Origin of the sequence: Enterococcus sp. DIV1298c (genome assembly GCF_017316315.1) — a bacterium.
Lineage (GTDB): Bacteria > Bacillota > Bacilli > Lactobacillales > Enterococcaceae > Enterococcus_B > Enterococcus_B mangumiae.
The window spans coordinates 35,980-49,858 of record NZ_JAFLWG010000038.1 but is presented as its reverse complement, the minus strand read 5'-3'; the positions used below and the strand labels follow the sequence as shown (position 1 = coordinate 49,858).

Annotated in this window: 12 protein-coding genes; all 12 read right to left on the bottom strand. The window is 41.8% G+C overall.

Annotated features, from left to right (window positions below; all coding sequences use genetic code 11):
* Positions 1–61 precede the first annotated feature (61 nt).
* Positions 62–1,564, bottom strand: coding sequence for an NlpC/P60 family protein (locus JZO83_RS09250; protein WP_062806043.1), 1,503 nt, complete (start codon positions 1,562–1,564; stop codon positions 62–64).
* A 362-nt stretch (positions 1,565–1,926) separates the two neighbouring features.
* Positions 1,927–2,451, bottom strand: coding sequence for a rod shape-determining protein MreD (mreD, locus tag JZO83_RS09245; protein ID WP_010734108.1), 525 nt, complete (start codon positions 2,449–2,451; stop codon positions 1,927–1,929).
* Positions 2,452–2,454: 3 nt separating this feature from the next.
* Complete coding sequence (gene mreC, locus JZO83_RS09240; protein ID WP_010734107.1) at positions 2,455–3,309, bottom strand: rod shape-determining protein MreC; 855 nt, start codon at positions 3,307–3,309, stop codon at positions 2,455–2,457.
* A 159-nt stretch (positions 3,310–3,468) separates the two neighbouring features.
* The gene (locus JZO83_RS09235) at positions 3,469–4,107 is read right to left on the bottom strand and encodes a thiamine diphosphokinase (protein WP_207115570.1); all 639 of its coding nucleotides are present in this window, start codon (positions 4,105–4,107) and stop codon (positions 3,469–3,471) included.
* Complete coding sequence (gene rpe / locus JZO83_RS09230) at positions 4,107–4,757, bottom strand: ribulose-phosphate 3-epimerase (protein WP_207115569.1); 651 nt, start codon at positions 4,755–4,757, stop codon at positions 4,107–4,109. The genes JZO83_RS09235 and rpe overlap by 1 nt, the downstream gene beginning before the upstream one ends.
* A 12-nt stretch (positions 4,758–4,769) precedes the next feature.
* Positions 4,770–5,669 carry a ribosome small subunit-dependent GTPase A gene (gene rsgA / locus JZO83_RS09225; protein ID WP_207115568.1) on the bottom strand — a complete coding sequence of 300 codons (900 nt, stop codon included), beginning with the start codon at positions 5,667–5,669 and terminating at the stop codon, positions 4,770–4,772.
* A gap of 147 nt (positions 5,670–5,816) precedes the next feature.
* Positions 5,817–7,853, bottom strand: a complete 2,037-nt coding sequence (gene pknB / locus JZO83_RS09220; RefSeq protein ID WP_207115567.1) for a Stk1 family PASTA domain-containing Ser/Thr kinase — start codon at positions 7,851–7,853, stop codon at positions 5,817–5,819.
* Entirely contained in the window at positions 7,850–8,590 is a 741-nt protein-coding gene (locus tag JZO83_RS09215; protein ID WP_206853215.1) for a Stp1/IreP family PP2C-type Ser/Thr phosphatase, read from the bottom strand. Before JZO83_RS09215 ends, pknB begins: the two co-directional genes overlap by 4 nt.
* Before the next feature lie 12 nt (positions 8,591–8,602).
* On the bottom strand, positions 8,603–9,961 hold the full coding sequence (gene rsmB, locus JZO83_RS09210; protein WP_206853212.1) for a 16S rRNA (cytosine(967)-C(5))-methyltransferase RsmB: 1,359 nt from the start codon (positions 9,959–9,961) through the stop codon (positions 8,603–8,605).
* Complete coding sequence (gene fmt / locus JZO83_RS09205; RefSeq protein WP_206853211.1) at positions 9,961–10,905, bottom strand: methionyl-tRNA formyltransferase; 945 nt, start codon at positions 10,903–10,905, stop codon at positions 9,961–9,963. The genes rsmB and fmt overlap by 1 nt, the downstream gene beginning before the upstream one ends.
* Positions 10,898–11,389: a peptide deformylase gene (gene def, locus JZO83_RS09200; RefSeq protein WP_019722350.1), complete on the bottom strand. Its 492-nt coding sequence runs from the start codon at positions 11,387–11,389 to the stop codon at positions 10,898–10,900. Before def ends, fmt begins: the two co-directional genes overlap by 8 nt.
* 13 nt (positions 11,390–11,402) lie before the next feature.
* A complete protein-coding gene (gene priA, locus JZO83_RS09195; protein WP_207115566.1) occupies positions 11,403–13,811 on the bottom strand; it encodes a primosomal protein N' in 2,409 nt (802 codons plus the stop codon).
* Positions 13,812–13,879: the final 68 nt, after the last annotated feature.

Sequence of the window (13,879 nt, the reverse complement as noted above, 5' to 3'; positions counted from 1 at the left end):
TCGATCCTTTTTAGTTTCGTAAAAAAAGAACTAACTCACTTTAGAGTTAGTTCTTCATAAATTACATACTTACAGCAAAGTCAGGTGCATACCATTGAACTGAGCCAATTTTAACACTTTCGCCCGGTTGTGGTGCGTGGATGTATTGTCCGCCACCTAAAGAAATTGCTACGTGGTAAGTGCCACCAGCTGCTCCCCAGAATAATAAGTCTCCAGCTTTTGCTTGAGAAACTGAGATTCTAGCTCCTGCTGATTCTTGAGGTACAGTCCAACCACCGATGTCACGACCAGTTACTTGTAGGTACACATAGCGTGTAAATCCAGAACAGTCAAATCCACTTGGATCTTTTCCACCCCATACATAAGGAGTCCCAATGTATTTCATCGCTTCAGCTACAATCGCTGCTCCATTAGTAGATGGAGCCGTTGGCGCTGGAATTGATGGTGCCGGTGTTGATGGCTCCGGCGTTGATGGAGCTGGTGTTGATGGCTCCGGCGTTGATGGAGCTGGCGTTGATGGAGCTGGTGTTGATGGCTCCGGCGTTGATGGTGTTGTTGTTTCTGGAACAGATGGTGTAGTAGTAGATTCTTCTGTTGAAGATTCTGGTACACTGCTTTCAGTTGTTGAATCTTCTGTTGATGTAGATGATTCAGGAACTGAAGATTGTTCTGTTGAAGATTCAGCACTTGATGATGATTCTGAAGTAGCTGATTCAGAAACTTCTGTTGATTCTTGTACTGATGAAGAAGAAGCTTGTTCTTGCTCTTGTGCTGCTGCAGCGGCAACTGCTGCTTGTTCACGTGCTTCTCTTTCAGCTTGTTCTTGTGCTGCTTGTTGACGCGCTTGCTCTGCTAAACGAGCTTGTTCACGAATACGTGCTTGCTCTGCTTCAGCTTCTGCTTTTTGGCGGTTCAAGTCTTCTTTTTTATCTTCTGCTGTTGCTTGTTCAGCCGCTAAAGTAGTTTTTAGGACATTTAAATCAGCTTGTTTTGATAGTAAGTCGCCTTTTTGTGATTCTAAAGCCGCTTGGTTTTCTGCTAACTCTTGTAGCTTCGCTTCATTTTCAGCTTTTTTATCTTCAACTGCCTGTTTGTCTTCTTTTTGTTGTTTCACTAAGTCTTGGTTCGCACGTACAATTGATGACATTGCTTGAACGCGTCCGATAGCATCTGAGAATGACTCAGCATTCAATACTGCATCGATGTAGTTAGAGCTTGTACCTTTAACTTGTGTTTCACGTGCTTGCTCTTGGATCGTTGCTTCACGTTTTTCGATACGTTCTTGTAGATCAGCAATTTCTTGTGTCAATTGAGAAGACTCTTGACGTAATGTTGCTTGATTAGCTAATAAAGTTTCAGCTTTTGTATTGATGTCAGCGACTTGACCTTCTAATGCCTCGATTTGAGATTGGGCACTTGCTTGTTGGTTTTGTAATTCCGCAATTTTTTGATCTTGTTGTTGTATTTGAGAATCAAAATCTTCCGCCGCGGCTGCGATCGGTGATGCTACGGCAGTCAAGGCCATTGAACTTACCATTACTGCTGATATTAAACTCTTTTTCACTCTTCATTCCTCCGACTGGCTTAATTTAATAAATATCTAAAAATATTTAAGTCTTTCTTAACGATAACAAAATTGTACCATAGCTGTATGTCAATGAGATAATAGTTATGTTACAAAAACATTTCAAAACAACTGATTATAATGACAGAAATGTAAGATGACATGGTTATTTTCATAATACATTTTTCAATAATTAAATAATGTCCGTTTTAAATTAAATAAAAAAAGGCTGAGACATTGGGCCTCTCGCACCACCTAAAACAGATTAAATGGCGGGCACAGAAGTAACTTCTTCGGCAATAAGGCGCCATCCACAAAAATTTGAAAAACAATTTCCGTGGATGGCGCCTTATTTCTCGAGACTAAACACCTCTGTCCCGACCTTCTTTGAATAGCTTCTTTAATGGGAATACAAGTAGAGCGAACAATACCATATTCAATAATAATGTTGGGCCTAAATATTTAGTGATAAAGTACGTACTATCTACACTCGCAAGTTTGAATACCATTTGTACGATCAATGTAAACAACTCATAGCCTGTGATGAAAATGATGAGGCTAAAAAACTCAGTAAAAATATTTACATGGATGACCGATTTCATCCCATACATGATAAATACTAATAAAGGTAAAGCAACTGCGTAAATACCAATCACACCAATATAGTAAGAATCAAAGATAATACCTAAAACTAATGTCGTGATCAGTAAGTAGCGTTTGGAAAAACTCAAACTGCAAAATAGTAAAACCAATATCAAAAGATGCGCACTTGCCATGTAGTCACCGCTCGACCACCTGATCATCATTCGGGTAAAGTGCCCATCGATCAACATGAGTAGGAACAGGAGGATCGGCAAATAAATGGTCATTTTCTCTTTTTTCAGCATGGACTATTCCTCCACAAGACGTTTGATGATCGTTACTACTGGGAGATCATACATATCCGCATAAGGTTTGACATAGACTTCGCGATCTAGCCCATAACTATCTGGTTTTGTTTTGATGACTGTACCGATTTGTAGATCTGCTGGCGAGTTGCCTCCAAGACCTGATGTTTGTACTACGTCGCCCTCTTTGATTTCACTGTCACCTGTTAGCTGTGTCACAACTAGCGCTTGTAACTTTTCGTCATAATTCTTGAGTAAACCGAAAGATTCTCCGTTTCCAGAAGATACGCGGACAGGAAAATGGTTGGAACTTACATTTGATGAAGTCAGCAATTCTACTTTAGAAGAAGTGGCATTGACTTCAATGACACGTCCGACTAAACCTTTTTGCGCCATGACTGCCATATTGACTTCGATTCCATCATTTGATCCTTTATCGACGACTAATAGATCTTGCCATGAGTCAGGTGAACGAGTGATCACATTTGCTGTGACTCTTTCATAACTCGTCAACGTTTGGCTTAAATCGAGTTCGCTTTTTAGTGCATCGATTTCTTTTTGCATGTTCTTGTTTTTTTGAGCTATCTCATCATAGCTGTCGATTTTTTCTTTTAACCGTTCATTTTCTGAATAGGTGGTGAAAAGATGATGTACTGAATCCACGCCATTTTGGACCCATTTGACCGGAGCAGAAATCGTCCGATCGACAAAAGAGACACTGTCGTTCACAATAGATTGGAAGAAATTGGGCTTTCCTTCATTCGCTCGCTGGGCAGCTGTCACACTTAGGACCGTTACTACGATAATAACGATAACTAAGGTAATAATGATATTTTTATTAGGATTGAACTTCTTCACAAAGACACCTCGAATTAAATTAGACTCTTAACTGTAATTTTATCATTAAATACGAGGAAACAAAAGGCTCGACCCTTCTTTTAAGCTTTTTTTAGCAATTAATTCAAACTGTCATTTTTTCCCTTTACACCAATTGTTCGTTTCTGATGAACCAATCACTTAATCTTTACTTTGGATGACTGAAATGATCCCTTTCGAGAAGGAAAAAGATGCTTTATCTGTGACAAATTCATTGCTTGCATAAGATGTTGGACGAGGTACTTCCTCATTCGTTAGTTCATATTTACTGTCAGTTAAGGTCAAATGACTCACAGGGGTCAAACAACAATAAGCCAAATACTTCATTTCAGGGATTTTTTTGATCTCGTAAGTTCCTGGCAGATAGTAAGTGATCACGTTTTGTTTGTCTTGTATCTCGATTTGGCGAACAAACGGTTGGAAGCGTGGTTCTAATGCCAACCATAGATTGGCTAATAGATGATCCACTCTGCCACCGGTTGCCCCGATCAGCGTCACACTTGCCTTTGGAAAGTGTTCGAATGTCTTTGCCAAACCTAGCTGTGTGTCTGTATCGTCTTTTTCTGCCGGTGCTTGATGTATCTCGACTGCTTCTTCGGATACTCGTTGAAATTCCGAAGAAGACAACGAATCAAAATCACCGATCGCTAAATCCAGAGGGTAGCCTTTTTCAAGCAGATAGAGCGCCCCGCGGTCGATCCCCACGTAGCGATCAAATGCTCGCTGTGACAAATCTGGCCAATTTTCTGTTGAGCCGCCTGCGACAAGTAATACTTCCATTAACTCAACGCCTTTTTCAATTGATTGATCTGAGTAGCTGGGTCTTCTGCACTATAAACATAAGAGCCTGCAACAAATACATCTGCGCCTGCTTCTTGACAGATTTTTGCTGTTTCTGGAACGATTCCGCCATCTACTTCGATTTGGTAGTTCCAATTATTCGCTGTGCGTAATTCTGCTAATTCAGCGATTTTATCCACCGTTTCTGTAATAAAGCTCTGTCCGCCAAAGCCAGGATTGACCGTCATCACTAGCACTTGGTCGACTAAAGGCAAGACATGCTTGATCATTTCGATCGGTGTACCCGGATTGACAACGACACCTGCTTTGACATCCAAGTCTTTGATCATCTGGATCGCACGATGGATATGCACCGTAGATTCCACATGAACAGTGATGATATCTGAACCCGCTTTTGCAAAATCGGCAATATAATTTTCAGGATTGATGATCATCAAATGAACGTCTAGCGGTAATTTTGTGACCGGACGGATTGCTTGTACGACGTTCGCTCCAAATGTGATGTTAGGAACGAATTGTCCATCCATTACGTCCACATGGATATAGTCTGCGCCGCCTTTTTCTACTCGTTCGATGTCTGTTTGAAGATTTGCAAAATCTGCGCTTAAAATCGATGGTGCTATTTTCATAAAAATATCCTCCTATTTCCTTCTGCTTTGTTTTTTGTTGTACATTGGTTTACGATTTTCAACTTCTTGCAAAAATTGCAAGTAATTGTCATAGCGGGTTTGGGCAATTTCTTTTGTTTCTACTCTTCGTTTGACTTCACAATCTGGTTCTTTTACGTGCATACACTCTCTAAAGCGACAATCGATCGAAGCTTCGACAAATTCAGGGAATTGTTTGGCTAACTCAACAGGCTCGATGACTAAAAAATCGATTGAGCTGAACCCTGGTGTATCGGCAACTAACCCGTCATAAAGCGGCAATAACTCGACATGTCTCGTCGTGTGACGTCCGCGTCCTAAAGAATCGGAGATCTCGCCTGTCTCTAATTCAAGCTCTGGAGAGATTTGATTGAGTAAGGTCGATTTACCGGCGCCAGACTGTCCCATAAAAACAGTCAATCTTTCTGGGAAATAGCGTACCAGTTCTTCCGTATCTCCTTGTTCGTGAGGCACGATCACTGGATAGCCGATTTTTTCATAGGTGTCTTTGATTTCTTGGATTTTTGTTTGTTCGACAGTTAGATCCGTCTTCGTCAAATAAATGACTGGCTCGATCGATTCATATTCCAACATGACCAAAAAACGATCAAGGAGATTATAGGAGAATGTGGGTTCGATCAAGCTAGTGACAACAACACCTAGATCGACATTTGCGACCGGTGGACGTACTAACTGATTTTTACGTGGTAAAACTTCTAGCAAGTAGCCGTCTGTCTTATTTTCGCTTTCAAACACCACTTGATCTCCAACGAGTGGAGTGATCTTTCGATTGCGGAAATTCCCACGTCCTCTTGTCTGATAGGTCTCTCCATCTTTATATACGTAATAAAATCCACTTATTGCTTTTCTGATTTGTCCTTTGATGAAGTCCACCTCCATTTTTTAATATATTTTACCACAGGACAGCAGAAGTTAGGAGGAATCGCAAAAAATAGACCTGAGAATTTCCTTAAATGTCTAACAAATTTTGGAATCTCAGGTCTATTTTTAATGTTTGTTGTTACAGATTGTTTGCACAGATTATTCAGTATCACTCGTAGATTCTGACGAACTGCTTTTCGTTTCCTCTTCTGAAGATGAACTGCTTGAGCTGCTGGACGAGTCTTTTTCAGAACTTGAAGAAGAAGTTTTGGCTGGGTCAGGTCCTTTTGAATAGATCACATTAACGACCGTTCCTGATGTGATCGATGCACCTACCCCTGGGTCTGTACGGATCACTTTATCTTTTTCAACTGTATCTGAAAACTCATACGTTTCATGACCGATGTAGTCGGCACCAATGCTAGATAAATAGCTTTGGGCATCACTTTTCGTATAACCAGAAATATCATTCAACGTCTTTGCATTCGGGCCTTGACTAACAACAAAACTAATAAATGTCGTCGCCGTCAATGGTTCCCCAAAATTTGGTGACTGACTGATGATCGCACCTACAGGAACCGTATCACTGTAATCATTGGTTGCACTGATATTTGTGTAACCATTCGTTCTCAAAATACTAACGACCGTTTCATAATTTTGGCCGGTGTAATCGCTCATTGTTGGCTGTGTGCCTTTACTAACAGTAAACGTGATCGTATCTGATATCGGATCAACTTCTGTTCCTTCATCTTCTGATTGTGAGATGATGTTCCCACTCGTGATCTCATCACTGAATTCTTCTTCTTTTTTGATTCGACTTGATGAAAACCCTAGATCGAGTAATTGCTTACGCGCTTCATCATACGACATATCCGTATAATCATCGAGTTGGACTTTTTTCTTCCCTGTACTGATATAAAGCGTGACTTCACGATTTTGTTTCACGGTTGTTCCAGAGGCTGGATCTGTTTTGACCACATTACCTTCCTCAATCGTATCATCCGCAATTTCTTCGGTATTGGTTGCTACCTTCAATCGTGCTTGGGTCAATGTTTCTCTTGCTGAAGCTTCAGATTGCCCAGACACATCGGGAATCGTGACTTCCCCTCGTCCACCTGAAGCAAATAAAACAGCTGAGCCAATCCCTAATAAGGCAAGTAAAACGAGTAACAAGATCCACCATTTTTTCTTTCGTTTCGTCTTGACATCTGGCATTTTTTCTTCTGGGTCTGGTACTTCTTCCGTTGTTTTTTCTTCTGGCAAAGGCATAGACTTAAAGGAATCTGGCATTGGTGTTTCTGCCGTTATCGGGGTCAACACTTTCGTTTCGTTCCCCATCGCCTGTGGTTGCCATTTTTCTTCGTTTGCTCGCTCCAATGAAAGAACTGTTGCTAGATCATCGGCCATTTCTTCTGCCGTTTTATACCGATCAACAGGTTCTTTGGCGGTTGCTTTCAAGACGACATTTTCTAATGCTTGCGGCGCACCTGGATCAAGCGCCTTGATTGAAGGCAAGTCATCCTGAAAATGTTTCAATGCGATCGTAACGGCTGATTCACCATCAAAAGGTACGCTTCCGGTCAACATCTCATATAAAATGATCCCCAACGCATAGATATCCGATTGTTTTGTTGCCATGCTTCCTCTTGCCTGTTCAGGCGAAAGGTAATGAACAGAGCCAAGCATCGTATTCGTCTGTGTGATCGAGGTTTCAGATAAAGCGATCGCAATCCCAAAATCGGTGATTTTCACGACTCCTTCATTATCGATCAAGACATTTTGTGGTTTTAGATCTCGGTGAATGATTTGATGGCTATGTGCTAAAGAAATCGCAGATAAGATTTGTTGCATGATATTGACTGCTGTTTCATAAGGAATTGGATAATGCGTTTGGATATAACGCTTTAGATCCATTCCTTTTACATATTCCATAACTAAGTACTGCATGTTATCTTCTTCACCGACGTCATAGACGCTAACAATATTCGGATGGACAAGTTCGGTTGCTGCTAATGCTTCTCGTTGAAACCGACGGATCGCCGTTTGGTCATTTTGGAAGTCAAAACGCAGTACTTTGATTGCTACATCGCGATCTAAAATCAAATCATGGGCTAAAAAGACATTTGCCATCCCACCACTACCGATATTTCCGGTAATTTGGTAACGGCCATTTAATTTTCTTCCTGGCTCAATCATGCAACATCCTCCTTATACTCAATAAGAAGAACGCTGATATTATCTGCTCCGCCAGCCTCATTTGCTTGATCAACTAATTGCGTTACTTTTTCTGATAATGATCCTTCTTGATTGATGATCGTACCGATCGTTTCTTCTGACAACATATTGGTCAATCCATCTGAACATAGAAGCAAACGATCTTTTAGTTGCCAAAGATAAGTTGCTACGTCTACTTCTAATGATCCAGGCATCCCCACTGATCGAGTCAAAATATTCTTTCGTGGATGATTGACTGCCATTTCTTCGCTGATTTCGCCTGACTTGACCAATTCATTTACTAAAGAATGGTCTTCGGTCAAGCGGATGATACGATTATCGCGAAGCAAATAAGCCCGACTATCACCAACATTGGCAATCGTGAAGCGTTCCTCTGATAAGGCAGCTGCCACGATCGTTGTTCCCATTCCACTATATTCAGGCTGCTCTTGTCCTAATTGATGGATCGCTCGATTTTCATCTTGGATTGCTTGGATAAACCACTGCGCAATTTTCTCATCATCAAGTAACGCTTGCTCTTCCCAAGCTTCCCCTAAATTTGTTACGGCCATTTGACTCGCAATATCGCCTGCGCGGTGACCACCCATCCCATCGGCTAAAATTGCCAGTTTGATCCCGACTTGGTTTTTAAATACACTGACATAATCTTGGTTCGTATTACGTCTTCTTCCTACATCTGATTGATATTCAATCTGCATTTCTTCACCTCATTATTTTTTGCGCAAACAACAAATGAAAAAGCCATCTGTGTAAAATTGATGTGGATATAACGTCAACATCTTCTCCTTGATTGATGATTGTAGCACAGGATCAGTGGAAACATCAATAGTCTCAAAATCTGGATGGTTAGCTAAAAAGGCAGCAATGACTTCTTGATTTTCTTCTTTTAAAACTGTACAAGTACTATAAGTCAATATACCTGAAGGTTTCAGTGCTGTTGCTGCACTTTCTAATATAGCCAATTGGATGGCTGGAAGATTGGCTAATTCGTTCGCATTCTTTTTGTAACGAATATCTGGTTTTCGACGTAGCAAACCAAATCCAGAACATGGTGCATCCACGAGTATCCGATCAAACTGTGCAGGCGCAAACTCTTCCTTGATTTCTCGTGCATCCATTTTTTGTGCGTAAACTGCATTCGCTACGCCTAAACGTTGCGCATTTTCTTCGATCAATTTCACTTTGTGTTCATGCACGTCTAAGGCGACGACTTCTCCTCCACACGTTGGATCTAAAAATGTCGCAATATGCGTCGTTTTCCCACCAGGGGCAGCACACGCATCTAAAACATGGAATTCTGGTTCGATCTGCATAGCTGGCGCAACTAACATCGAACTCTCATCTTGGATCGTCATCACGCCATCATGGAACAAGGTGCTAGAAGCGAGACGTCCCTTTTCTGCAATGATCCCCTGAGGACTGATTTCACTTGCTTTGACATCGAGTCCTTCTTCTTGTAAGACTTGCAATGCCTCTTCTCGTGACATGCGTCGGGTATCGATCCGAGCGCTCACATGGCTTGGTCGATAGAGCGATAAGCCTAGCTTTTCTGTTTCTTCATAACCGATTTGGTCAACAAATCGTTGGGTCAACCACGTGGGCAAACTGATCGCCACTGCTAACCGCTCGATAGGATCAGTAATTGTTTCAAGACTTGGTCGTTCTTGGCGCAAATAGTTTCTTAGCACGCCATTGACAAATTTCCCTGTACCGGGGTTCCCTTTGACTTTAGCGATTTCGACTGCTTCGTTCAAAATGGCATGATCGGGTACTTTGTCTAAGTATTCCAATTGATAGATCGACAAATATAAGAGCGTTTTGACCCAGTCATCCACTTTTTTGGCTTTGACGATCAATGGAGCCAAATAAAATTCAAGCAAACGTTGACGGCTGATCGTTCCATAGACGAGTTCCGTGAATAAGCCGACATCTTTGGGATTCAGCTCTCCTTGATTGATCATCTCGTTCAATAGCAAGTTTGAATAGGCACCGCCTTTATTGACACGTTCTAACGTCATCAAAGCCATAAAGCGAACGGAGCGTTTCATTTTTTTAGGTATTTTAGCCATTATTCCACCCGCTGTCCAACAGCAACGTTTTGTCCGCTGCCATTTAAAAACTCGTGGATCAATTGTTTGCCTTTGCCTGCTGGCTGTAACTCATTGATTGCAAGAACGGTTTGTTTGCCGCATGCGATCCAAAGTTGTTTTTTGTCTTTATGAATGATCGTACCTGGTGCTTCTTGGGTCGTTTCATTAGCCATTACTTCGACAGCCCATAACTTCCAACGTGCAGAGCCATAGTTTGTAAAAGCAATCGGCCACGGACGCATCCCACGAACTTGGCAGTCGATTTCTTCTGCTGTTTTTTCCCAGTCGATGGCTTCTTGTTCACGCGTGATGTTCGGTGAAAACGTCGCTTGATCCTCGTCTTGAGGAACAGGAGTCAACTCGCCAGAAATGATTTTAGGTAAGGTTTCCAGCAATAATTCTTTTCCTAAAAGACTTAATTTTTCAAACATGGAACCAACATCGTCTTGTTTTGTGATCGGTAGACTTGCTTGGGAGAAAACCCCTCCCGCATCCATTTTTTTGATCATCTCCATAATCGTTACACCTGTTTCCTTTTCTCCATTGATAATGGAATAGTGGACAGGTGCACCACCACGATATTTTGGTAATAAAGAGGCATGGACATTGATAGCCCCATGTGTTGGAGCTTGCAATAATTTTTCTGGTAAGAATTGACCGAAAGCAGCGGTTACCAACACATCCGGCTGCAACTCAATGATTGTTTGCATTTCTGGTGAACCAGTGATTTTTTCTGGCTGTAACACAAGAAGATCATGCTGCAACGCTGCAGCTTTCACTGGCGTTGGGGTAATGATTTTTTTTCGCCCTACTGGTCGATCAGGTTGCGTCACTACTGCAACGATCTCGTACCCCTGATCGATCAATCCTTCAAGTATAGGAACTGAAAATGCGGGGGTTCCCATAAATACGATTTTAGTCATCTAAATGTTCCTCCATATATTCTTCGAGTTTTTCTTCTGGGATTTGCTCGATCATTTTATCAATAAATAAAATCCCATCTAAGTGATCGATCTCATGTTGAAAGGCTCGTGCAAGATAACCAAAAGCAGTTACTTCGATTTCCTCTCCGTCACGATCATAGTAACGAACAGTCACTTCGTCTGCGCGCTTCACTGTACCGTAGACATGCGGAATACTCAAACAACCTTCCACATCGATACTTTCTCCTTTTGCTTCAATGATCTCAGGGTTGATCAGTTCAAACTTATCCCCTTCATCTACTTCGACGATAGCGATCCGTTGATTTTTACCAACTTGCGGTGCGGCGATACCGACTCCGTCATTTGCGACCATCGTTTCATATAAATTATCTAACAATACGATCGTTTCATCCGTGATCATATCGATTGGCTGAGCTTTTCGATTCAATTTTTTATTTGGGTGGATCATTATTGGATAACGCATAGTGTTTCCTTTCTTAAATAAAATGCAGCGGCTCGTTATCGATCGCAACAAATAGATTTTGTCGTTGTTCTTTTTGGCTTTGATCCAAGATTTCTTTCAAAGCATTAGCCAGTGCTGGTTCATGTTTATACTTGATGATCAACTGATAATAGTAACGATTTTTCACCCGTAAAACGGTACTAGGTACTGGGCCTAATAGTAAGCTGTTTGGTCCTAGTACTTGCTTTAACTGGCTGGCGATCTGAAAAATCTTTTTCGCTGCGACTTGTTCTTCAGGATGGCTCGTCGTGATTTTCACCGTGAAGTAATAAGGTGGATAACCTCCACGATGCCTTACACTCATCTCTTGTTGATAAAAGCGTTCGTAATTTTGTTCTTTTGCCAAGGTCACAGCATAATGGTTCGGGTTGAACGTTTGGATCACGACCTCCCCTGCTTTTTCGGCTCTGCCGGCTCTTCCGGATACTTGTGTCAGCAATTGGAAAGTGTGTTCACTGGAACGAAAATCAGGCAAGTTTAACGAGGTGTCCGCATTTAGAACGCCCACTAGGGTCACATCAGGAAAATCCAATCCTTTTGCGATCATCTGCGTTCCTAATAGGATATCGGCTTCTTTATTACCAAATTTTTGTAAAATCCGTTCATGTGCTCCTTTTTTCCTTGTCGTATCTACATCCATCCGCAAAATCCTTGCTTGCGGATAAAGTGCTTGTAGTTCTTCTTCGACTTTTTGAGTCCCTGTTCCATAGTAACGGATCTTGTTGCCTCCACAGTTTGGACAACGATGCGGGATCGCTTCCTCATGCCCACAGTAATGGCAACGCATCGATCGTGAATCCATATGGAGAGTCAATGAGATATCACAATTTGGACAAGGCAAGACAAAGCCGCAATCACGACACATCACAAAGGAAGAATAGCCCCGACGATTCAACAAAAGAACGGTTTGTTCTTGTTTTTCTAAGCGATCTTGGATCTTTTCTTGCAATAATCGTGAGAAAGTCGATGTTTGATTCTTTTCGAACTCTTCGCGCATATCGACAACTTCGATCTCAGGCAACTGCGCACTTGTTTTTGCGCGTTGGCTCAAATGCAGCATGCGATAAACACCTTTTTGCGCACGTGCTCTTGATTCAAGGGAGGGTGTCGCACTCCCTAAAACGACTGGACAATGATGATATTTTCCACGCCATAACGCTAAATCTCTCGCATGATAACGTGGCGTTTCATCTTGTTTATAACTGGATTCATGCTCTTCATCAATGATGATCAGCCCGATATTTTCAAGCGGAGCAAAGATCGCTGAGCGTGCGCCGACAACTACTTGGGCTTCATTACGCTCGATTTTACGCCATTCGTCATATTTTTCACCTTGGGATAAGCCACTATGTAACACTGCGACAGATTCTCCAAAGCGACCTTTAAAACGTTCGACCATTTGAGGGGTCAACGCAATTTCAGGAACCAGCATGATTGCTGTTTTCTTTTCTGCCAAGACATCAGCAATTGCTTGAAGGTAGACTTCTGTTTTTCCGCTACCAGTGATTCCTTCAAGTAAAAATGTCTCATTTTTTTCTTGATGACACGCTTCAATGATCTGTTGGACGGCTGATTGTTGTTCTTCGTTCAATTGTAAAGCGGTCGTTCGTTCAAACACACGATCTTTATAAGGATCGCGGTAACTTTCAACTTCTTCGATACGCAACCAACCTTTATCTCTACCTTGATTCAAGATGACAGAGCTAACGCCTTTTTCTTTGAAGTAAGAAACAGGCATCGGTTTTTCCAGTTCTGACAAATGAAGCAGTAATTCTTTTTGTTTTTTGGCATTTTGTCTGAGCGTTCCCCACGCTTTGTCCAGTTGTTCTTTTGACAAAAGGGAATGAACGACACGGATCGTTTTCACTTTGTTTTTTGTATGGACTTCATAACGAATATCGACTAGCTTGTTCTTACGCCAACGGATCAACTGCGGTAAAAGCCCAGTTTCTTCCGCCTCTTTCCAAGAAATCTCTTGTCTGCCTGCGAACAATGCTACGACCTCTGGTTCATCCGTGACCGGATAAATGAGTTTATCGTATTCTGCTCTCATGACACTTGGTAGCATTGTTTGCAAACAAGTGATTTTGAAAGCATAAGTGATCGTTTTCATATAATCGGCTAACAGCATCAGCTCTTGATTGACCACAGGTGCTAGATCAAGCAACTGGCGGATCGGCTTCAATTCTTTTTGAAGGGGTTGCTCCTGTGCTGTCAACGCCATCACAAAGCCTTGGACTTGGCGATTGCCGTTTCCAAATGGTATTGCCACTCGCATGCCCACTTGGATAGCCGCTTCCATTTCAGAAGGAACCAAATAGGTGAATGCTTGATCGGTTTGCATCGTTGGTACATCTACAATCACATCCGCAATAACGGTCATGGACTCCTTCTCCTTTCTTCATCTTGGTTTTTAAACACAAAATGGCTCTTGACCATTTTACTAGAGAT